This is a genomic window from Azospirillum terrae (assembly GCF_053470425.1).
The window spans coordinates 965,641-987,938 of the sequence record NZ_JBPXMR010000001.1 but is presented as its reverse complement, the minus strand read 5'-3'; the positions used below and the strand labels follow the sequence as shown (position 1 = coordinate 987,938).

Sequence of the window (22,298 nt, the reverse complement as noted above, 5' to 3'; positions counted from 1 at the left end):
GGTGGCGTGCGTCTTCATGGTCCTCCCCGGCGGGCGCGTCGAGGCGCCCGCATTCTTAGGATCGATTGTCGGCAGGGATGATTTGTGCGTCAAGCATTTACGAGCCGGGCAGGTTGAACTGGATGCCCTGGGCGAGCGGCAGGGAGTCCGAGTAGTTCACCGTGGCGGTCTGCCGGCGCATGTAGGCTTTCCAGGAATCGGAACCGGACTCGCGCCCGCCGCCGGTCTCCTTCTCGCCGCCGAAGGCGCCGCCGATCTCCGCGCCGGACGGGCCGATGTTGACGTTGGCGATGCCGCAGTCCGACCCGGCCGCGGAAAGAAACTTTTCCGCCTCACGCAGATCGGTGGTGAAGATGCACGACGACAGGCCCTGCGGCACGTCGTTCTGGATCGATATCGCTTCGTCCAGGCCGCCCGAATAGCGCACCACGTAGAGGATCGGCGCGAAGGTCTCGTGCCGCATGATGTCGGTCTGCTCCGGCATCTCGACCAGCGCGGGACGGACATAGTGGGCGTCAGGGAAGCGGTCGGCCAGCACGCGCTCGCCGCCGGTGACGATGCCGCCCTCCGCCCGCGCGGCGTCCAGCGACCGCTGCATGTTTTCGAACGCCCCCCGGTCGATCAGCGGGCCGAGCAGGTTCGTCTCCTCCAGCGGCGTGCCGATGGAGACCTGGCCGAAGGCGTGCTTGAGCTGCGGGATCAGGCGATCATAGACGCTCTCGTGCACGATCAGGCGGCGCAGCGTGGTGCAGCGCTGGCCGGCGGTGCCCACCGCGGCGAACAGGATGGCGCGCACGGCGAGGTTCATCTCGGCCGAGGGCGCCACGATCATCGCGTTGTTGCCGCCGAGTTCGAGGATGGTGCGGCCGAAGCGCTGGGCGACGCGCGGTCCGACCGCGCGGCCCATGCGGGTGGAGCCGGTGGCGCTGACCAACGGCACGCGCGGGTCGTCCACCAGTTGCTCGCCGATGTGGTGGTCGCCGACGATGACGTCCAGCAGCCCGGCCGGGGCCGAGCCGAAGCGGGCCGCGGCGCGCTCGAAGATGCGCTTGCAGGCCAGCGCGGTGAGCGGCGTCTTTTCGGACGGCTTCCAGATCACCGGATCGCCGCAGACGATGGCGAGCGCGAAGTTCCACGCCCACACGGCGACCGGGAAGTTGAAGGCGCTGATGACGCCGCACACGCCAAGGGGATGCCACGTCTCGGTCATGCGGTGGCCGGGGCGCTCCGACGCGATGCTCAGGCCATAGAGCTGGCGCGACAGGCCGACCGCGAAGTCGCAGATGTCGATCATCTCCTGCACTTCGCCGTAGCCTTCCTGGATCGACTTGCCGCATTCCAGCGTCACCAGACGGCCGAGGTGTTGTTTCTCCTTGCGCAGTTCCTCGCCCAGCAGGCGGATCAGCTCGCCGCGCTTCGGCGCCGGGACGGAGCGCCAGTCCAGGAAGGCGGCGTGAGCGGCGGCGATCTTGGCGTCGACGGACTCGGGCGTGTCGGCCGGCACGCGGCCGAGCACCGCGCCGTCGATGGGCGAACGCACCTCGATCTCGCCGTTGCGCAACGTCTTCATGTCGAGGAGGTGGGTCACGCCGTGCTGGTCTAGCGTCATCTCATGTGTCTCCCTGGCCGCGCCGGCTTCTGCGGCCGGGCACGGCGATGCGGTGTGTCGGTCTGGATCATATAGGGAGCGGGAAGGCCGTCCAGCGGTGGATCACGCCACCGCCTTCTCCTTGGCCAGCCGCGCCACCGCCGCTTCGTCGAAGCCCAGCTCCCCGAGGATAGCCCGCGTGTGCTGGCCCAGCGTCGGCGCGCCGGAGCGCACGCCGCCCGGCGTGCGGGAGAACTTGATGGGCAGGCCCAGCGTGTTTACCGGGCCGGCCTTGGCGTGCTCGACCTCGACCACCATCTCGCGGGCGCGGGTGTGCGGGTGGTCGTGCATCTCGGCGATGCTCAGCACCGGGCCGGCGGGGATGCCGGCCTGCTCCATGATCGCCAGCCACGCCGAGGTGCCGCGGCGGCGGAAGATCGCCGACAGCGACTCCACCAACTCGTCCAGGTGCCGCATGCGGCCGGGGTTGTCGGCGAAGCGCGGGTCGTCGCGCAGGTCCGGCGCCTCCAGCACATCCAGCAGGCGCAGCCAGTTCGTCTGGTTGGCGGCGCCGATGTTGATCCAGCCGTCCGCGGTCGGGAACGCCTGATAGGGCGCGTTCAGCGGGTGGGCCGAGCCCATCGGGCCGGGGCTCACCCCGGTGGCGAAGCGGATCGCCGACTGCCAGTAGGTGTGGACGATGCCCGCCTCGAACAGCGAGGTGTCCACCCGCTGCCCCTCGCCGGTGCGCTGGCGCTCGTACAGCGCCGCCAGCACGCCCATGGTGCCGAGCAGGCCGGCGGTGATGTCCGTCACCGGGGCGCCGACCTTGACCGGCGGGCGGCCGGGGCCTTCGCCGGTGATGCTCATCAGGCCACTTATGCCCTGCGCCACGAGGTCGAAGCCGCCCTGGTCGGCCAGCGGCCCGCTGCGCCCGAAACCGGAGATCTCGCAATAGACGAGGCGCGGGTTGAGCTGCTTCAGCACGTCGGGGCCGAAGCCTAGCTTTTCCATGGTGCCGCGGCGGTAGTTCTCGATGACCACGTCGGCGGTGCTCAGGAGGCGCTTCAGCACCTCCTTGCCGCCGGGTTGCTTGAGGTCGAGCGCGATGCCGCGCTTGTTGCGGTTCATCATCATATAGGCGGCGGATTCGCCCTCGATGGTGGGCGGCACCATGCGGCGGCTGTCGTCGCCGCCGGGCAGCTTCTCGACCTTCACCACGTCGGCGCCCATGTCCGCCAGCATCAGCCCGCACACCGGGCCGGCCATGATGTGCGCCAGTTCGACGACCTTCAAACCTGACAACGGTCCCATTGGTGTCCCTCTTGTTCCCTCTCCCCCTGGGGAGAGGGTTAGGGTGAGGGGGTTGCGCACCGCGGCCGTTTCCGGTCCCCCGCAAACCCCCTCACCCGGCGCTTCGCGCCGACCTCTCCCCAGAGGGGAGAGGTTAGATCATCGCCCTCGAAACTTCGGCTTTTCCTTAGCCAGGAAAGCACGATAGCCGATCTGGAAGTCCTCCGTACCGTAGCAGGCGTATCCCTCTTCCATCTCCTCGGGCGTCAGGGGGGCGCCCTGTTCCAGCCGCGCCACGAACTTTTTGTGCCAGCGGGCGACCAGGGGGGCGCCCTCGGCGATGCGCCGGGCGGTGTCATAAGCCTCCTGCTCGACCATGTCGTCGGGGACGATGCGGGTGACGAGGCCCTTTTCCTGCGCCTCGCGCGAGCCGAAAATTCGCCCCTCCAGCAGGATTTCCAGCGTCGCCGCGCGGCCGGCAAGCCGCAGCAGCCCGTCGATCTCCGGGTAGGCCATGACGAGGCCGAGGCTCTTGACCGGCACGCCGAAGCGGCTCGATTCGCCGCAGATCCGCAGGTCGCAGTTGGCGGCGATCTCCAGCCCGCCGCCGACGCAGATCCCATGGATCATCGCCACCAGCGGGTGCGGGCAGGCGCGCATGGTGTTCAGCGTCGTGTGCATGATCGTGCCGTAGGCGCGCGCCTGCTCGACGTTGGCGCGCTCCGTCTCGAACTCCGAGATGTCGTTCCCGGGGCTGAACGCCTTGGTGCCCGCCCCGCGCAGCACGATGCAGCGCACGGTCTCGTCGGTGCTCAGTCCACCGATCACCTCGCCCAGGCGCCGCCACAGCGGCTTGGTCATGGCGTTCAGCTTGTGCGGGCGGTTGAGCGTCAGGGTGACGATGCCGCCGTCACCCCGTTGCACCAGCAGGTCTTCGTTCATGATCCCCTCCCGTGTCCAATGGCGACCGGCAGCATAACGCCGGTGGACCGTGAGGGGGCAGGGAAGACCCCCTTATGCGTCCCAGAACACCGGCATGATCGCGGTCGCCGTATAGCCGTGTTCGCCCATGGACGACCACGCCAGATCGTGGATGCCCATGCTCAGCGCCGGCGAGCCGGGTTGCAGGGCGTATTTGCCGTAATACGCGTCCACGAACATCGGGTTGCCGACCACATCCGCGGTGCCGTAGGTCGGCACGTTGTGGACGAGATTCTGGTCGATCACCGGATTGTTGGCCGTCAGCAGCTCGTGGTAGTCGTCGAGCGGCAGCGTGCCGTCGATGACGTTCTTGACCACCACGTTGTTGATCGGCGTGCCGAGGTCGCCGAACTTCGGGTTCCAGCCGATGCGGATGAACTCCTCGGCGTTGGCGGCCAGGATGCTGAAGTTGTTTTCCACCCGGTTATCGTCGCCGCCGTGGATGTGTACGGCCGCCATGGCGGTGTTCTTCAGGAAATTGTCGCGCACGGTGACGCCGCCGGCCAGATCGTCCATGTAGACGCCGAAGCCCTTCCACTTCGTCAGCCACTGGTCGGACGCGTTGGTGGCGAGGCCGCCGACGTCCTCGATCCAGTTGTTGCGCACGATGATGCCGGTGTCGACGCTGGAACGCCCGAGGATCTCGATGGCCCCGGCGTCGGCCGATTCCTGCACGGTGTGCAGGATGCGGTTGTTCTCGATGATGTCGCCGGTGTTGATGTTGGTGGAGTTGTAGTTCTTGAACGAGATGCCGTAGCGCGCGCTGTAGGCGATGTCGTTGTTGGCGATCACGTTGTCGTCGGCGCCCGTGCCGATGATGCCGGCGGCGTACTTGCGGACCTCGCCGATGTGCTGGATGTCGTTGGCGTAGATGTGGTTGGCGTTGCTGTCGTTGGTCAGCTCGATGCCGTTCACCGCAAGGTGGTCCAGCACGTTGCCGCCGATCAGGTTGTTGCCGGAAGCCTTCAGCAGGATGCCGGTGCCGACGTTGAGGAAATGGTTGTTGCCGATGCTGTTGCCGGTGCCCGAGACGACCGACAGCGCCGCTGAGTCCGTGCGCCCATCGGCGAAGGTCAGCCCCTCGACCGTGACGCCCTGCGTGCCGTTCAGCGTCATCAGCGTGCCGAGCCGGCCCACGGTGACGCCCGCCTGCTCGAACCCCGCCGGGTCGACCGGCTTCACCACCAAATGGCCGTCCGACGCGCGCCACGCGAACTCGCCGGCCTGATCGACGAAGGCGGCGTTGTCGAGCAGCTTGTAGGTGGCGCCTTCCTGAAGGGTGAAGGGGACGGGGGTCTTGAACTGGATGGTGCGGGTGGCGTCGTTGATGCTCGACACCTCGACGATGGCGTCTTGCAGGCGCTCCACGTCGAAGACCTGAATCTTGGTGCCCGGCGCCAGATCGGACGCCGACACGTCGCCCGTGTGGTAGCGGATCGCCGAGGCGCTGGGGCCGGTCTCCGCGGCGTCGGCGAAGAACCAGCCGGCCTTGGCGTCGGTGGTGTCCCACACGCCCTTTTCGGCCATGTGCTGGCGCACGCCGCCGATGCTCACGTCGAAGCCGCTGGCCGTGGCGAGCTTGGCGGAGAACACGCCGTTGCCCTCGTTGACGAAGCCGGTGACCTTCTCGCCGCCGTCCAGCACCGGCGTCTCGCCGGGGTAGTTCTTGAAGGCATGGCCGTTGTCCAGTGCGGTCAGTTCCACTGTCTTGGACAGGGTGTACTTGCCCTCGCGGACGAAGGTGGTGTCGATGTCGCTGCCGCGCATGGCGTCGCGGGCGCGCTCCAGCGAGGCGAACGGGCCGTCGGTGCCATCGGCGTTGGGAGCGGCCAGCTTGCCCGACCACGTGTCCTTGCCGTTGGTCGCCACGTAGAAGGCCGGCTTGGTGGGCGGCGGCAGCACGGGATGCTCGAAGTAGGCGGACGGTGCGGTGAGGTTTATGGCGCCGCCCCAGTACAGCCCCTCCTGCCCGGCGACCACGTCCTTGCCGTCCACCACGCCCTTGTCGTAGGTGACCCCGGCGTCGGTGACGTTCACCTCGTGGCCGTTAATCGACACCGGCTTGACGAACAGGTTGCGGTCCTGGCCGTTGACGGTGGCGTCATTGTCGTACCAGACCTGCACCTTGTGGGCGACCGTGGGGTCCACATCGGCCTTGAAGGTGTAGGGAGTCGCGGTGCCGGTGGTGGCGCGGCCCTCGCCGACCACCGCGCCGTCGACCAGCAGCTTGAAGTGCGGGGCCACGCCGCCGGCCGAGGCGCCCCAGGCGTTGACGACGATGTCCGCGGATTTGGTGGGCACCGGCTCCGGCGGGGGCGGAGGGCGGACGACGGGGCCGCCGAAGACCTCCTCGCCCAGGCCGTAGGTCAGCGCACCGCCCCAGAACAGGCCCTCCTGCCCGGCGACCACATACTTGCCGTCCACCGGACCCTTGTCGTAGGAGGCCAGCGGGTCGGTCGCCGCGAACTCCTTGCCGTCGATGGCGACGCTGCGGACGTAGAGGTTGCGGTCCTGGCCGTTCACGGTGGCGTCGTTGTCGTACCAGACCTGGACCTTGTGCGCCTCGTCGGGGTTCAGCGTCGTCTTGAAGGTGTAGGGGGCCAGCGCGCCGGTCGCGGTGGCGTCGCCCACCACGACGTCGTCCACCAGCAGCTTGAAGTGCGCCTGTTTGCCGCCGGCCGCATCGCCCCAGGCGTTGACGGTGATGGTGCTGGTCATCGACGGCGGGGTGACCACCGGCGGGGGCGGAGGCGGCAGGAACGCCGAGGCCGGCAGCGCCACGTTGAGCGCACCCTTCCAGTACATCCCCTCCTGCCCGCCGACCACGTCCTTGCCGTCCAGCGCGCCCTTGTCGTAGGTGACGCTGCGGTCGGTGACGGCGATGGTGTTGCCGTTCACGTTGAACGACTTCACGAACAGGTTCATGTCCTGCCCGTTGATCCACGCATCGTTGTCGTACTCGAGTTGGAGCGCGTGCGCCGCACCCGGCGTCACGTTGGTGGTGAAAATGTATTGCGTCGGGTCGGCCGAGCTGACCGTCGCCTGACCGATTTCCTGTCCGTCGAGCCGCAGCACAACGTGAGGCCATCGGCCACCCGCCGACTGCCCGTAGGCGGTGATGGTAAAGGTGGTGGGGATCAGGCCGTCAGCGGTGGTCGTCATGGTCATGCGCCTTTTTCGAACGTACATACGACCTTCCGCCCGTACGGTTAACGGCTGGAAACCGAGAATGGTTAAATTTTCGTTAAATGCCGTGTTTTGCGGTGACAAATTAAGGACTTGGCGGTTGACGGCCTCAGGCCCGCCGCGGCACCGCGCTGTGCGCATGAGCGCCATGCGCGGCCCGGGCGCCCTGGACAGCGGCCGGCGATGATGCTTGGCTAGGTGCAACGAACTTAGGGGAGAGGCGACAGGACATGGCGTTGTTGGACGAGTCCGCCCGGGGCGTCTTCATCATTGCGGTGACGCCCTTCGCGGAGAACGGCGAGCTTGACCTCGCCAGCACCGACCGCATGGTCGATTTCTACCTGGAGCGCGGCGTCACCGGCATCACCGTGCTGGGCATCATGGGCGAGGCGCCCAAGCTGACCGCCGAGGAATCGCGCATTTTCGTGCGCCGCGTGCTGTCCCGCGTGAACGGGCGCATCCCGACCGTGGTCGGCGTCTCCAGCCCCGGCTTCGCGCCGATGCGCGAACTGGCCGACGCGGTGATGGACGACGGCGCGGCCGGCGTGATGGTCGCCCCCGCCGGCCATCTGCGCAGCGACGACCAGATCTACGGCTATTACGCGGGTGTCGCCGAGGCGCTGGGCAAGACGCCGTTCGTGCTCCAGGACTACCCGCTGACCACCAACGTGCAGATCCCCACGGGCGTCATCAACCGCATCATCAAGGATCTGCCGACCTGCGTCATGGTCAAGCACGAGGACTGGCCGGGGCTGGCCAAGATCTCCGTGCTGCGCGCCGCGTCGGACAAGGGCGACGTGCGCCGGGTCAGCATCCTGACCGGCAACGGCGGCCTGTTCCTGCCGGAGGAGATGGGCCGTGGCGCCGATGGCGCCATGACCGGCTTCGCCTTCCCCGAGATGATGGTCGGCGTGGTGGACGCCTACACCAAGGGCGACGTGGAGCGCGCGCACGACATCTTCGACGCCTACCTGCCGTACGCCCGTTACGAGCAGCAGCAGGGCATCGGCCTGATGGCGCGCAAGCACGTGCTCGCCAAGCGCGGCGCCATCGCGTCCGCCACGCTGCGCAAGCCCGGCGGCACGCTGTCCGCCCTGGACGTCGCCGACATCGAGCGCCTGCTGACCCGCCAAGACAAGCGCCTGAAGGAGATCGCCTGATGGATCTGGGAATCGCCAACCGCCGCGCCCTGGTGCTGGGCGCCAGCCGCGGCCTGGGCGCCGCGTCGGCCCGCGCCTTGCTGGCCGAGGGCGCCACGGTCATCGCCGCCGCCCGCACCGAAGCGCGCATCCGGGAGTGGATCGACACGCTGCCGGAAGACCAGCGCGGCCGCGCCCGCGCCATGCCCCTTGACCTGTCCGACCGCGCGTCGGTGGACCGGCTGGCCGACGCGGTGCTGGCCGAGGGCGGGGTGGACATCCTGGTCAACAACTCCGGCGGCCCGCCGCCGGGCACCGCGCGCGACGCGACGCTGGAGCAGTGGACCGCGCAGTTCGCCATGATGGCCGGTCACCTGTTCCACCTGACGCAGCGCCTGCTGCCGGCGATGGAGGAGCGCGGCTGGGGCCGCATCATCACCATCGGCTCGTCGGGCATCGAGCAGCCGATCCCCAACCTCGGCCTGTCCAACGGCATCCGCGCGGCGATTCTCGGCTGGTCGAAGACTCTGTCGAACGAGGTGGCGGGCAAGGGCATCACCGTTAACATGGTGCTGCCCGGCCGCATCCAGACCGAGCGCATCGGCGAACTGGACAACGCCAACGCCAAGAGGCTCGGCAAGTCGGTGGAGGATATTTCGGCCTCCGCCAAGGCCGCCATCCCCACGGGCCGCTACGGCCGGCCGGAAGAGTTCGCGGATGCGGTCGCCTTCCTCGCCAGCGAGCGGGCGGCGTACATCACCGGCGTCAAGCTCCGCGTTGACGGCGGGCAGACGAAGGCGGTGTGATGACCGCACCCGTCTGCCTGATCGTCCAGCCGATCCACGTGGCCGGCGAGCGCCGTCTGGAAGAGGCGGGGGTGGTGCTCGCGCGCGCCCCTTCCGCCGACACCGCCGACGTGGTGCCGCTGATCGGCGCGGCGGACGCCGCCATCACCCGCAACGCCGGCCTGAAGGCGGCGGCCATGGACGCCGCACACCGGTTGCGCATCGTCGCCAACCACGGTGTGGGCGTCGACCAGATCGACGTCCCGCACGCCACCTCCCTCGGCATTCCGGTCACCAACACGCCCGGCGGCAACACGGTGTCGGTGGCCGAGCAGGCCATCGCGCTGATGCTGGCGCTCGCCAAGCAGATCGTGCCGGCGCACACCGCCGCGCGGGCGGGGGACTTCGACGTGCGCTACCGGCTGCCGTTCGCCGAAGTGTCCGGCAAGGTGCTGGGCATCGTCGGCTTCGGCGACATCGGCCGGGCGACCGCCCGCATGGCGCACCACGGCTTCGGCATGCGCGTGCTGGTGCACAGCCCGTCCGCCCCGCGCGAGCTGGTGGAAGCGCTGGGCTATTCCAAGGTGGACGATCTGGACGCTTTGCTGCACGCCGCCGACGTGGTGTCGCTGCACCTGCCGTTGCGCGACTCCACCCGCAACCTGATCGGCCGGCGGGAGCTGGCGTTGATGAAGCCCTCGGCGCTGCTGATCAACACCGGCCGCGGGCCGACGCTGGACGAGGATGCGCTGGTCGAGGCGTTGGCGAGCAAGCGCATCGCCGGTGCCGGCCTCGACGTCTTCTCGCGCGAGCCGCTGCCGGCCGGGCACCCGTTGCTGGGCCTGGACAACGTGGCGCTCAGCCCGCACACCTCCAGTTCCACCGAGGAATGCCTGGTGCGCATGGCGCTGATGGTGGCGGAGTCGGTGATCGACACCCTGTCGGGCCGCCAGCCGCTGCACCTCGTGAACCCGGATGTGTGGGAGGGGCGGCGTCCGGGATAGGTTTCAGCACACCTCGACGCGGTTCCGCCCCGAGCGCTTGGCCAGATAGAGCATCTCGTCGGCCTTGCTCATCATCTGGTCTAGGCGGCCGGCCGGACCGCAGCACACGCCGATGCTGACGGTCACCGGCACTGAACGGCCGTCGATGTTGACCTCGATGCTGGAGATCGCCGTGCGCAGCCGGTCGAAGAAGCCCGACACGCTCTCCGGCGCCAGATTGATGGCAAGCAGCGCGAACTCCTCGCCACCGACGCGGGCGATGATCTCGGCTTCGCGTGTGATGGCCCGCAGGTTGCGCGCCACCGCCTTCAGCACATGGTCGCCGGCATCGTGGCCGAGCGTGTCGTTGATGCGCTTGAAATGATCCACGTCCATGATGGCGGCGGTCAGCGTGATGGTGCCGCGCTGCATGCTGGCGAACAGCGTCTCGCCGACGTCGTAGAAGTGGCGGCGGTTGTACAGCCCCGTCAGATAGTCGGTGGTCGAGACCTCGCGCAGCGAGGTGATGAGGTCCAGCAATTCCATGTTTTGCGCGACGCGGCAGTAGAATTCCTCGCGCAGGAAGGGCTTCGGCAGGAAGTCGTTGGCGCCGGCCTTGATGAAACGGGCGGATATGGCGCCGCCGGCCCCCGACGACAGGCCGATGATGGTCAAGCGGTCCTTGGAATGGGTGGCGCGCATGCGCTTCACCATCTCCAGCCCGTCCATGCGCGGCATGTGGAAATCGGTGATGACGAGGCTGATGTCGAGGTGCTCGGCCAGTTGCGCCAGCGCCTCGACGCCGTTCGCCGCGAGCAGGACGCGGAAGTTGTACTGGCGCAGCAGGTCGCCGATGTAGGCCCGTGAGGTCACCGAATCGTCCACCACCAGCGCCTTGGCGTACCGGTTGCGCACCAGCCGCTTGATCACCGAGACGAGCTGGCCGATGCTGGCCGGCGTGTCCTTGACGATGTAGTCGATGACGCCCTCGGCGGTCAGCCGCTCGCGCAGGTCTTCGGAATAGGTTCCGGTGAAGACGACGGTCGGCACGCCGGTCTCGCGGCACAGCGACGCCACGGCGCCATCGGCGGCGTCCGGCAGGATGATGTTGAGCACCGCCACGAGGTACTCGCGCCCATGCGAACGCAGTGCCGCCCGCGCCTCGGCGAAGGTGCCGCAGCAATCGACGGTCAGCCCGGTCGCCGCCTGGATCTCCTGTTGCAGCACCGCGGCGAAGAAGCGCGAGCTTTCGACGATCAGGATCTTATGGGCGATGTTCGCCGGCTCTTCGGTGCGCGCGCGCTTGCGCAGGAAGCGCGCGTAGTCCATGTCCGAGACCAGGATATGGTCGAGAATCCAGGCCTGAAGGAAGCGCGCGACGCGCTCCGGCTGCTGCCCCTCGGCGACGACGTCGCGGATTTCCTGAAGCTGCGCCAGGAGTTGCGCGTGCGAGGCGCGGTGCGCCTCGGCGTCGGGATAGCCGGTCTCGAAAAGCAGCGCCTCTTCCCGGCTGAAGTGCTGGCGGGTGTAGTCCTCCAGGTCCTCGATGGCCGTCTTGACCACCGCGGCGCCGCGGCCTTCCAGGATCGCCGCCATCACCTCGTTGGTCAGGGCGAAGAGGTGCTGATGGTCGCCGTCCAGCGCCGAGGTCCCGACCGCCAGCGCCTCGCTCCACCGGATCCGTATGTCCGCCATGCCTTCGCCCCAGGGGTAAATCGTTCGTGTAGCATGCCAAGAAACGCGGTGCCGTGGCTTCCAATATTTTTGGTAAACGCTACAAAGCGGAATCGGCTGCCGTCCGCAGCAGGTCGGGGTCGAGCCGTTCCGTCTCGGTCAGCAGGGCCCGCATCTCCTCGGAGATCCACCAGCGCGACTTGCGGCGCTCGGTGACCGCCACGGCGATCACCCGCTCGATCAGCCGGCGCTCGGCCGGGCCGCAGCGGTTGCGGTCGGGAAGCGCTTCGCGCACCGCGGCCAGCAGCCCCTCGTCCAGCGCCGTGACCTCGACCGGAGAGCCGACCAGCTCGGCGATTTCCGTCAGGTTGGCCAGCACCGACAGGCGGTCGGGGCGCGGCGAGGAGACGGTCTGGCGGAACTGTCCCGCCAGATGCTCGCCGACGGTGGGCGGCCACGGGTTGGGCGAGGCGATTAGCCCCCGGCGCAACAGCCCGTCCTTGAACTGCCGCACGAATCGCACGCCGGACAGCGCCGCGGCCGGAGTCACGCGCTCGTTGAGTTCGAGGATGCGCCGGGTCAGCGCCGGCACCAATTCCTCTTCCAGGACCTGGATCAACTCGCCCATGGAGTAGCGGATCTCCGCTTCGGTGCGCTGCTCCTGTTCCAGGTTGGCGGCGTGCGCGGCGTCGTACCAGCCGAAATAGCGTTCGAGCAGCGCGTCCGGGGCTGAGGTGCGCTGCCCCCGCGCCCCGCCGGTGCCGCGCGCCGCGCCCCCCTGGCGCATGCAGTCCCGCAACCGCTGGCCGGCAAGGCGGAGGTGGCCGACGATGCTGGACCGCACCAGCGGCAGGGCGAGTTCCTGGTACAGCGCCGCGGCGGTGGCCGGCTCGCCGCCGCCGTGGACATGCGCCACCGCGTAGAAGGCCGCCGCAGGGGCGTGCCCGGCCGCCTGCGCCAGCAGCCCTTCGACCATGCCGACGATCTCGTCCGCGTCCACCTGGGCGGCGGGCTTGGGCAGCGCCGTCCACGCCGGTGCCGCCTCGATCATGGCGAACAGCGTGTCGAAGTCGGCGGCGTCCAGCGGTGGCGGGCTGCCCCGGTCGGTCGGGGGGAGGAGCTTGAGGCGCTCGGCGTTGGCCGTGGCCAGGAACTTGGTGCGCGGCTGCACCGCCGCGCGCAGCGCCGACAGCTTGGCAAGGCTTTCCAGGCGCAGCATGTCCGCCCACTGGCGGGCGGCGTCGGACGCGAAGATGGTGTCCAGCGGCATCGACCGGCCGCGATCCTCGATGGTGCCCTGGATGGGGGCGACCACGTGGGTGATGCGGGGCGCCAGCGCCTTCCACCAGCCGCCGGCATCGGCGATGTGCAGATAGCCGGGCAGGCGGCGCTCGGCGTACAGGGTGTCGTCGTCGCGGACGATGATCGGTTCCAGCCAGCCGGTCCACAGGCGCCGGGCGTGTTCGGTGCGGTTGCCGTTCAGCACTTCCAGCAGTGCCGCGGCGATGTACGCGCCCACGGGGTCGCCGGTGAGCTGCCTGTCGACCAGATAGTCGAAGAGCTGGGCCTTCACGCCGCGGCTCAGCGGCAGCAGCGTCAGCTTGACCTTGTCCAAACGCGCCTTCAGGGATGGCTTCGGATCGGTCATCAGTTTTCCGCCGGGTTTCCGCTGGCGCGCCAAGGAACATGTGGGATTCGCCGTATAGCTTTCAATTCGTTAAAATTCTCTACAGATGCGAAACGTCGCAGTCTCCCGGCCGCTTTGAGGGTGGGGTAAGGCCGCGGCGACGTGTATGATCGTTTTCCCCGAACATTCGGAACCAACCCTCTGGACAAGGTCGAGCGCAAGCTTATGGCGGAACGGACTCAGGCCGAGATCGAAAACATCAAGGGCATCATCGTCGCCCATCAGAACTGGCTGAAGCGCAAGGGCGGCAAGCGCGCGGACCTGAGCTTCCGCGACCTGACCGGGCTGAACCTGCCGAAGATCGACCTGACCGGCGCCAAGCTGTCGGGGGCCAGCCTGTGCGGCGCCAAGCTGATGGGCGCCAACCTGACCCAGTGCGACCTGTTCGGCGCCGACATGGAGGGGGCGAACCTGACCGGCGCCACCCTGGCCGGCGCCGACCTGCGCGGCGCCAACCTGCACAAGGCGGCGCTGACGGACGCCATCCTGCGCGGCGCCGACCTGCGCGCCGGCGCCATCATGTCGGACGGCGGTGCGGGCACCCGGCAAGGCGGCGGTGCGGCGCGCCTGACCGAGGCGCAGATGGAGCGCTCGATCCTCGCCGGCGCCAACTTCTCCGGCTGCGACCTGTCGGGCGCCGACCTCAACGACGCCGACCTGTCGGGGGCGGAGCTGTCCGGCGCCGTGCTGGTCGGCACCGACCTGTCCGGCGCCACGCTGGACGGGGCGGCCTTCAACGGCACGGTCATCGATCAGGCGACGCTCAGCCGCACCTACATTCCCTTCGTGCTGCCGCCCGAGGCCATCGCCCACCCAACCTACACCGAGATGACGAACGACGCCTTCATGGAGGCGGTGGCGGCGCATGAGCGCTGGGTGGATACCGGAGGGCAGGAGGGGCATCGCCTCGACCTCGACCTCGTGTCGGTGGTCGGCACCGACCTGTCCGGCCGCATCCTGTCGGCGGCGCGCATGCGCCGCTGCCGCTTCGCCAAGGCCAGGTGGCACAAGGTCGGGCTGGAGATGGCGGACCTCTCCTACTGCGACCTGGAGGGCGCCGATCTCACCGAGGCGGACCTGCGCGGCACCACGCTGCGCCGCGCCCATATGGCGGCGGCCAAGCTCGGGAACGCCCAGGCCAAGCCGCTGATGCTGGCCGGCGGCAAGTCGTGGCCGACCAACTTCGACGGTGCCGACCTGTCCTTCGCCGACCTGCGCCACGCGGATCTCGGCGCGGCGATCGTCCTGAACGCCAAGATGGACGGCGCCAAGCTGGAGGGCAGCGGACTCGCGGCGCCGGACCCCGGCAACGCCCCGCCGCCGCGCCCGGCCACCCCGCAGGAGCAGCGCAAGCAAAAGCGCTTCGTCCGCCCGGTGTTCATGGTGCAGACCGACCGCGGCGTGCACCACACCCGCAACTGGTCGCTGGGCGGCCTGTGCTTCCGCATCTACGATGATGAGGCGACCTTCAAGCGCGGCGAAGTGGTCAAGTGCAAGCTGATGTTGGCCGATCGCATGGACATGAACGCCATGGCGGAGTTCATCGTGATGCACGTCAACCAGCAAAAGGGTCAGGTCTCCGTCCGCTTCGAGCGTTACAGCGACGACCTTAAGATGTTCCTGAAGTTCGCGTTCCAGGAGAATCAACGATTGGGCGGATAGCTGCCCTCTCTCGGCGGGGCTGGGGGAGGGGACAAGAAAAAATAAGGGGAGGGGAGGCCATGCGTTTCGTCTTTTCCGACGTTCAGTTGACCCACCGCCCGCCCGCCTATCTGGTGCGCGGCCAGCCCAAGCCCTGCCCCGAGGTGCCCGAGCGAGCCGAGAGGCTGTTGCACGCCCTTACCGCGCGCGGCTGCATCGTCGACAAGCCGCCGCATTACGGTCCGGGGCCGCGGGCGGCGGTGCACTCCGCCGACTATCTGCGCTTTCTCGAGACCGCCTACGCCCGCTGGTCGCAACTGCCCGACGCGTCGGAGTGCGTGATCCCCAACGTCCACCGCACCACCGACACGGCCGGGTATCCGGACGGCGTCGTCGGACAGGCCGGCTGGCACATGGCGGACACCGCCTGCCCCATCGGCCCCAACACCTGGGAAGCGGCCTGCGCCGCCGCCGACACGGCGGTGCACGCGGGGCACCTCGTGGCGACGGGCCAGATCCCGGCCGCCTACGCGCTGTGCCGGCCGCCGGGGCACCACGCGTCGCACGACGCGGCGGGCGGATTCTGCTACCTGAACAACGCGGCCATCGCCGCGCAGTCCATGCTGGCCACGCTGGTGAAGCACGGGAAGGCGCCGCGCGTCGCCATCCTCGACGTGGACGTCCACCACGGCAACGGCACCCAGGCGATCTTCTATGAGCGCGACGACGTGCTGTTCGTCTCGATCCACGCCGATCCCGCCAACTTCTACCCGTGGTTCGCCGGCTACGCGCACGAGCGCGGGCAGGACCGCGGGCGGGGCTGCAACCTCAACATCCCCCTGCCGCAGGGCACCGACGAGCCGACCTTCCTGGCTGCGGTGGACGAAGGACTGGCGTACATCCGCACGTGGGGGCCGGAGGCGCTGGTGGTCTCGCTGGGCTTCGACACCTACGGCGGCGACCCGCTGGCCGCCTTCCAGGTGACCACGCCGGGCTTCGCGGCGCTGGGCCATGCCATCGCCGCCCCCGGCTGGCCGACGCTGCTGGTGCAGGAGGGCGGCTACGACGGCACGGCGCTGGCCGCCAACCTCGCCAGTTTCCTGACCGGGTTCCGCGCGCCCTGAAGGCAACGTCCGGCCGGCTCCTCTGTTGACCGCGTCGACAGAGGAGATTTCGTGATGACCAAACGACTTGCGATCCTGATGGCGCTCGGCCTGACCATGGCCGCGTGCCAATCCCCGAGCGCCACGGCACCCCAAAACGCCAACCCGTCGTCGGGTATCTCGGGCGCCCCCGGAGTCGGCGGCGGACACGGCAGCGGCGGGGGCGCCGGTGGGAGCGGCGGCGGTGGGACCGGTGGGACCGGCGGCTGACGCCGGTCCTCAGGTCACCTCGCGTCCTGCCCAGGCGATCAGCAACTCGTCGCGCGACTTCAGCCCCGGCTCGGGCAGGGCGTGGTTGACCACCGCCTTGGACGCCCCGCCGGTGGCCTCGGGCAGGCGGTTCTCCCACATCGCCTGATGCAGCGTGGGCAGCGTCTGCCACGCCCCCAAATGCGTGGCCGGCACGCGCACCACGCCGGACGCGATGACCCGGTTGAGCCCGGCGATCTCCGCCGCGTTGGACAGGTGGGTGCCGATGATGGCGGCGCTCGGCATCAGGATGCGGCGCTGCCGCATCCACACTTGCGGGGCGTAGAAGCTGTAGCGCCTGCCGCCCATGTCGCCGCAGAACACAACGCGGCCGGTGTGCGGCTTGACCAGCATGGTCGACACCGCCAGCGTGTCGCGCCGCGCCCGCTCGACCACCACGTCCGGCATGCCGCGCGGGTTGTCGGCGGACCGCAGGATGCGGCCGACCGCCTGGCCCAGCGGCTTGAACGTCTCCTCGGTGAACAGGCGGACGGCCTCCTTGAAGGCCGCAGTTTCGGCTTGCGGGTCGGGCAGGTCGGCCATGGTCTCGGGCCAGCGGAAGTGCGGCACCCGGCGGGCGATTTCCGCCAGCGACACCGCCCCAGCCAGCGCCTCGCCATAGCCCAGCGACAGCACGAAGTCGCGCTCGCCGTCCTGGTCGGTGACGACGCAGACCCGCGCCCCCGCCTCGCGCGCCGCCTCGATGGCCGACAGAGCCATGTCGTCGCGCAACCCCCGTGCCCCGGCGCCGTAGAACACCAGCACCGCCTCGCCGGGGCGCAAGCGGGCGCGGCGCAGCATCTCGGCCGGCTCGGCGGCACCGGGCTTGCCGATGAACGTCATGTGGTAACCGGATGAGGCGCCGAAGAAGGTCAGCGCCCCGCCGGGGGCGAGCGCCTGGAAGCTGCGCGGGAAGGTCGTCTCACCGGCGTGGCTGACGGCGTAGTCCACCAGATGGCCGCCGTTGACGGCGCGCACCGCGTCGAGGAACGCCGCCCCCTTCTGCTCCCACGGCCCCCAGGCCTGCGGGTCGGCGGGGATGCGGGTGAAGGCGTCCTCGGCGGCGGAGCGGTCCACCGCTTGCGCGCCGCGGGCACGGATGGCGGCGGCGCGGCGCTCGGACGACACCATGCCGGTCACTTTCATGCGCCGGGCGAGTGCCAGTTCCACCGTCCAGGCGCCGGTGCCGCCGGCCGCGCCCTCGACCAGCAGCCGCTTGCCCGGCTGCACGTCGAGCGCGGTGACCAGCGCGCGGTAGGCGGTGCCGGCGGCCAGCATGTAGCTGCCGGCCTCCTCCAGCGTCAGCCCCGGCGGCAGGGGGAAGAGCTGCGGCCCATCGGCCAGCATGAACTGCTGGTGGCTGCCGTCCGGCGACTGGTAGCCCTGGATGTGGAAGTCGGTGAACATCGGGTCGGCGCCGGCTTCCGGGTCCAGCAGGTCGGACACGCCGGAATAGACCGCCACCAAATCGCCGACGTTGAGCCGCCCCTGGGCCTGCAACGCCTCGCCGAGGCGCACCACCATGCCGACGCCGCCGGAGCCGGTGACGTGCACGTCCTCGTCGTGCTCGTCGAACAGTGAGACGGGGATGCCGGTGATCGCCCAGACGTCGTTGTAGTTCACCTCGGACGCCAGCACATAGACCAGCGCCTGGTTGGGGCCGGGCTCGGGCACGGGGACGACCACCTCCACTTCCGCGCGGTCGGGGTCGCCGTGCGCGGCGGCGCCGGTTTTCAGGTCGCGGACTACGGCTTGTGCAAGCTGCCAGCGTGGCAGCGGCGTGGCGCCGGGGAAGAACGGGCTGCCGATGGGCAGCACGCCGTCGCGGGCGTCGTGGCGCGGGCGCGCGGGCAGGGGCGGGGATTTCTTTTCGAGGAACAGGGCAATGCCCTTCTTGGCGCCGTGCTCGGCGTCGAGGATGAAGCGGGCGAAGGCGTCGATCTCCGCGGCGGAACCGGCGTCGAAGCCTTGCTCCAGGCCGGTGCGGACGAGGGCGATGATGGTGTCGGCGACGGCGCCGCGGCCGACGGAATGGGCTTGGCGGAGCAGGCGCTCAACTCCCTCTCCCCCCTGGGGCGTGGAGCCGACGGCCGCAGGCCGGATGGGCGCCGAAGGCGACCATAGGTGGAGCGCGGTCGCGAGACTTGCGAGCGACCTGGGTTGGGGTGAGGGGGTCTCGCGAATGCCGGACGTGCCGCCGTGCGGGACCCCCTCACCCAGCCCTCTCCCCAGGGGGGAGAGGGTTTCCAACGCCATCTCCCGTGCCATGCTCTTCGCTAGCGTCAGCGCGTCGTCCGCACCGCGCGCGATCACATCGACCAGCCCGATTTCGTACGCCGTCTCCGCATCGACCTGCCTTCCCGACAGCAGGATCTCCAGCGCCCGCTCCACTCCGTGTTCCGCATCCCTGCGGATCAGCAGCCTCGGCAGCCGCTGCGTCCCGCCATAGCCCGGCGGCAGGAACAGGTTGATCTCAGGCTGGCCCAAGCGCGCCCGCGGGTCCGCCACGCGCAGATGACACGCCATCGCCAGCTCGCAGCCACCCCCCAGCGCCACGCCGCGGATCGCGGCGATCACCGGCTTGTCGAGGTTCTCCAGCGCCCGGAACACCGCGTGCGCCTTGGCGGGCAGGGCGCGCGCCTCATCCTCGGTCTGCACCTCGTCGAGCAACTGGCGGATGTCGGCGCCGGCCACGAAGCTCTTGCCGCCGGCCCCGGTGATGACCACCGCGCGGATGTCCACCCGGCGCTTGAGGTGAGCCACCAGCGTGTCCAACTCGTCCAGCAACCGATCGGACAGCGCGTTGACCGGCGGGTTGTCGATGGTCACCGTCGCCATGCGGACGGCACCATTCGATCCATGGGCTGCCAGCGTGTCGTACTGGATCGACAGGAAGCGCTGGCGCTCCAGCAGTTTCTGTTCCTCGGCGCGTTGCTGGCCGCGCGTCCAGGCGTCGATCTTCACCCGCAGGGCCAGCAGGCACTCGGGGTTGCGCAGGGTCGAGGTGTCGCCCAGTTCCTCGCCGTTCATCATGGCGGTGAGAAAGCGGCGCATGTACTTGCCCGAGCGCGTCTCGGGGAAGGCCGGCACGCTCAGGATGTCCGACGGCACGGCGACCGCGCCCTTCTCCTGCCGGACGAGGTCCTTCAGCCGCCGCTCGTCGTCGCCAGTCAATGCGCGTCCCCCGGCGGGCAGCACGAAGGCAACCGGGGTCAGGCCCTTCTCGCGGTGCGGGGCGCCGACGACGATGACGTTGCCTACGGGGGAGTCGGGGTTGATCTGCTTGTCGCGCAGGATGGCGCCTTCGATCTCCTCGGTCCCCATGCGGTGGCCGGAGACGTTGATCACGTCGTCCGAGCGGCCGTGCAGGCTGAACGAGCCGTCCGCGTACTTGCGCGCAAAGTCGCCTTGCAGATAGGCCCACACCGGCTTGCCCGCGCCGTCGCGGAAGCGGCCGAAATAGGTCTTCACGAAGCGCTCGAAATCGCCTTTCCAGGCCGACGTGCCGACCGTCTCCGCATCGCCCCAGATGGTGCGGGCCAGATACGGATAGGGGGCCGCCACGATGATCTCGCCCTTCTCCTCCAGCTCCGCGGGGCGGAAGGCGAGACGCCCCTCGGCATCCGGTTCGCCCTCGGTCACCCACACGTCGCCCATCACCCACGGCAGCGGGTAGGTGTGCGCGTCGGCGCGGAGCGGCTGGTCGGGGTTGCCGTAGGGGTGCGTCCAGACGATGCCGCCGTGCTCGGTCGCCCAGTAGGAGTTGATGTACTGCGGCGTCATCACCGCCATGCCGAAGGCCTGCACGGCGGGGCTGGTCGGCTCGGCGCAGAAGGTGGCGACGCGCAGGGTGGAGCGGTCGTAGCGCTCCACGTCCGCCCGGTTCTCCGGGTGGGTCATGACGGTCTTCAGGAAGGTCACGCCGGCCTTGAAGATCGTCACCCTGTGCCGCTCGATGATGGACGCGAAGCGGCCGGCGTTGGGGAAGACGGGCGCGCCTTCCGTGATGATGCCGGGGATGCGCGCGGCCAAGCTGGCGGTGATCAGGTAGCTCTGCCCGGTGATCCAGCCGGGGTCGGCGACCACGTAAATCACGTCGCGGCCGGGCAGGGCGTCGAAGGACACCGCCATGGTGTGCGCCAGCCCCGCCACGTAGCCGCCGTGCACGTGCACCACGCCCTTGGGCTTTCCGGTCGAGCCGGAGGTGTAGATGATGAACAGCGGATACTCCGCGTCCACGGCCAAGCAGGGCACGGCTTTCCACAGCGCGGCGCAGAGCGCGCGGTCGTCGAGCGCGCGGAGATCCGCCACGCCCGCGCTTTTGCAGACCGCCGTTTCGGCGGCGGCGAGCAGATCGTGCGCCCACACGTCGCGGCCGGGCACCCAGGCGATTTCCGGCAGGTTGGCGTGGCGCACCACGACGACCTTCTCGACGCGCGGCGGGGCGCTGGTCAGCGCCTCGGCGACGCTGGCGCGCAGGTCGGCGAGCGCCCCCGCGTCCATGCCGCCGCTTTTGTCCAGCGCCTTGCCCAGCTCGCGCATGACGTCGGCCGGCGCCACGGTGATCTCGCCGGCCAATCCCTCGCGGACGGACTCCAGCAACGCGGCGTCGCTGTGCTTGGCGCGCACCACCGTCTCGACGATGCGCAGCGCCACCGGCAGTGCCACGAAGCGGTCGAGCGCCGGGTCGGTGTAGGCGTCCTTGAAGGGCGCCATCTCGGCGTTGCGCGAGGCGCCGTCAGCGGTGATGACGACGCGGGCGCCGGCGTTCTCGATGCGGTCGGACAGCGTCTTGTCGGAGAAGCCGCCGAACACCGGCGTGTAGATGATGCCCAGCCGCTTGGCCGCCTCGGTCCAGACGATCTGGTCGAGGATGTTGGGCATGTTCAGCGCGATGCGGTCGCCCTGGTTCAGGCCCAGATCCCTCAGCGCCTGCGCCGCGACGACCGAGCGGATCAGCAGCTCGCGCCGGGTCAGCGTCACGTGGTGCACCGGCCCGCCGCGCCCGCCGTTGGCCGCGGCGTCCCAGCGGTCGCCCTCGTACCAGTAGGCGGGCTCGGCGCCGAACCCGGCCAGCACGTGGCGGTCCACCTCGTTGAAGGCGGCGTTGGTCAGGCCACCCGAGAACCAGCGGTAGAAGGGGGCTTGGGAATCGTCGAACGCCGTGGTCCAGGGAGTCCAGTCGTGCCGCTCGGCCGGTTCGCCGGTGACGGCGTCCCAACCGCGCCAGACACCGTCCGCGCCGCGCGTCAACCACGCCGTGCCATCGAACCAATGGATCGTTCGCGCCGCGATGTCGCCATGAAAGGCGCCGGGATCACGTTCGCAGGCGGTCCGCATGCGCTGCCAGTCCACGGCGCTGCGGATCGGGTTGACGGTCACGTCCTGCGGCAGCGGCGGCGTGAAGACGGCGCCCGCGGCGGTCTCGTCCCTGACCTGGGCCATGAATTCCTCCCCATACTTTTGCGGCACTATAACGCGCTGCCGGCTGTGCGTCATACTCGTTCCAACCACGAAATGCGGGAGGAGCGAAGCATGGGAGAGATGCGCTTTTCGGTCAGCCACGCCGATGATTCACCGTTCCGGCGCGATGGCCTCCGGCCGTTCTTCGAGTACCGCGAGCTGGGCATCCGCGCCGCCTCCGGCGGCAAGGTCGGCGCGCACGTGATCCGCGCCCGGCCCGGCGAGGAGTCGGTCGGCGGCTGGCACACGCACGACCTGGAGTTCCAGATGGTCTACGTGCTGAAGGGCTGGGTGAAGTTCGCCTACGACGGGCAGGGCGAGGTGATGCTGCGGGCCGGGAGCTGCGTGCACCAGCCGCCGGGCATCCGGCATGTGGAGATCGCCCATTCCGACGATCTGGAGATGCTGGAGATTACGTTGCCCGCGGAATTCGAGACGGGTGCGGCCTGAATCCCTCTCCCCCCTG

14 protein-coding genes are annotated in these 22,298 nt (G+C 69.4%); 7 read left to right on the top strand and 7 right to left on the bottom strand.

The window, feature by feature from the left end:
- Positions 1 to 97 precede the first annotated feature (97 nt).
- The 4 genes from amaB to ACSVDD_RS04645 form a co-directional block, all read right to left on the bottom strand.
- A complete protein-coding gene (gene amaB / locus ACSVDD_RS04660) occupies positions 98 to 1,570 on the bottom strand; it encodes an L-piperidine-6-carboxylate dehydrogenase (protein ID WP_448188511.1) in 1,473 nt (490 codons plus the stop codon).
- A 141-nt stretch (positions 1,571 to 1,711) separates the two neighbouring features.
- On the bottom strand, positions 1,712 to 2,902 hold the full coding sequence (locus tag ACSVDD_RS04655) for a CaiB/BaiF CoA transferase family protein (protein WP_448188116.1): 1,191 nt from the start codon (positions 2,900 to 2,902) through the stop codon (positions 1,712 to 1,714).
- A 138-nt stretch (positions 2,903 to 3,040) separates the two neighbouring features.
- Positions 3,041 to 3,823, bottom strand: a complete 783-nt coding sequence (locus ACSVDD_RS04650; RefSeq protein ID WP_448188115.1) for an enoyl-CoA hydratase/isomerase family protein — start codon at positions 3,821 to 3,823, stop codon at positions 3,041 to 3,043.
- Between the two features lie 72 nt (positions 3,824 to 3,895).
- Positions 3,896 to 7,024 carry a carbohydrate-binding domain-containing protein gene (locus ACSVDD_RS04645; RefSeq protein ID WP_448188114.1) on the bottom strand — a complete coding sequence of 1,043 codons (3,129 nt, stop codon included), beginning with the start codon at positions 7,022 to 7,024 and terminating at the stop codon, positions 3,896 to 3,898.
- Between the two features lie 254 nt (positions 7,025 to 7,278).
- On the opposite strand from ACSVDD_RS04645, the gene ACSVDD_RS04640 reads away from it, so the two are divergent.
- The 3 genes from ACSVDD_RS04640 to ACSVDD_RS04630 are packed head-to-tail and all read left to right on the top strand — an operon-like array spanning position 7,279 to position 9,976.
- On the top strand, positions 7,279 to 8,208 hold the full coding sequence (locus tag ACSVDD_RS04640) for a dihydrodipicolinate synthase family protein (protein ID WP_448188113.1): 930 nt from the start codon (positions 7,279 to 7,281) through the stop codon (positions 8,206 to 8,208).
- Positions 8,208 to 8,993, top strand: a complete 786-nt coding sequence (locus ACSVDD_RS04635; RefSeq protein ID WP_448188112.1) for an SDR family oxidoreductase — start codon at positions 8,208 to 8,210, stop codon at positions 8,991 to 8,993. The genes ACSVDD_RS04640 and ACSVDD_RS04635 overlap by 1 nt, the downstream gene beginning before the upstream one ends.
- Positions 8,993 to 9,976, top strand: a complete 984-nt coding sequence (locus ACSVDD_RS04630) for a hydroxyacid dehydrogenase (RefSeq protein ID WP_448188111.1) — start codon at positions 8,993 to 8,995, stop codon at positions 9,974 to 9,976. The genes ACSVDD_RS04635 and ACSVDD_RS04630 overlap by 1 nt, the downstream gene beginning before the upstream one ends.
- 3 nt (positions 9,977 to 9,979) lie before the next feature.
- On the opposite strand, the gene ACSVDD_RS04625 is transcribed toward ACSVDD_RS04630, so the two are convergent.
- Positions 9,980 to 11,650 (bottom strand): bacteriohemerythrin, encoded by a 1,671-nt coding sequence (locus tag ACSVDD_RS04625; RefSeq protein WP_448188110.1) that lies wholly within the window; start codon positions 11,648 to 11,650, stop codon positions 9,980 to 9,982.
- A 79-nt stretch (positions 11,651 to 11,729) separates the two neighbouring features.
- Positions 11,730 to 13,277 (bottom strand): hypothetical protein, encoded by a 1,548-nt coding sequence (locus ACSVDD_RS04620; protein WP_448188109.1) that lies wholly within the window; start codon positions 13,275 to 13,277, stop codon positions 11,730 to 11,732.
- Positions 13,278 to 13,481: 204 nt separating this feature from the next.
- Between ACSVDD_RS04620 and ACSVDD_RS04615 the strand changes: the two genes are divergently transcribed.
- From ACSVDD_RS04615 to ACSVDD_RS04605, 3 genes are read left to right on the top strand one after another with little or no spacing between them, the layout of a single operon-like run.
- Positions 13,482 to 14,978 carry a pentapeptide repeat-containing protein gene (locus ACSVDD_RS04615; RefSeq protein WP_448188108.1) on the top strand — a complete coding sequence of 499 codons (1,497 nt, stop codon included), beginning with the start codon at positions 13,482 to 13,484 and terminating at the stop codon, positions 14,976 to 14,978.
- A gap of 59 nt (positions 14,979 to 15,037) precedes the next feature.
- Positions 15,038 to 16,081: a histone deacetylase family protein gene (locus ACSVDD_RS04610; protein WP_448188107.1), complete on the top strand. Its 1,044-nt coding sequence runs from the start codon at positions 15,038 to 15,040 to the stop codon at positions 16,079 to 16,081.
- Positions 16,082 to 16,135: 54 nt separating this feature from the next.
- Positions 16,136 to 16,330, top strand: coding sequence for a hypothetical protein (locus tag ACSVDD_RS04605; RefSeq protein ID WP_448188106.1), 195 nt, complete (start codon positions 16,136 to 16,138; stop codon positions 16,328 to 16,330).
- A 9-nt stretch (positions 16,331 to 16,339) separates the two neighbouring features.
- Here ACSVDD_RS04605 and ACSVDD_RS04600 read toward each other — a convergent pair whose 3' ends face one another.
- Complete coding sequence (locus ACSVDD_RS04600) at positions 16,340 to 21,814, bottom strand: AMP-binding protein (protein WP_448188105.1); 5,475 nt, start codon at positions 21,812 to 21,814, stop codon at positions 16,340 to 16,342.
- A 90-nt stretch (positions 21,815 to 21,904) separates the two neighbouring features.
- On the opposite strand from ACSVDD_RS04600, the gene ACSVDD_RS04595 reads away from it, so the two are divergent.
- On the top strand, positions 21,905 to 22,282 hold the full coding sequence (locus ACSVDD_RS04595; RefSeq protein WP_448188104.1) for a cupin domain-containing protein: 378 nt from the start codon (positions 21,905 to 21,907) through the stop codon (positions 22,280 to 22,282).
- Positions 22,283 to 22,298 lie beyond the last annotated feature (16 nt).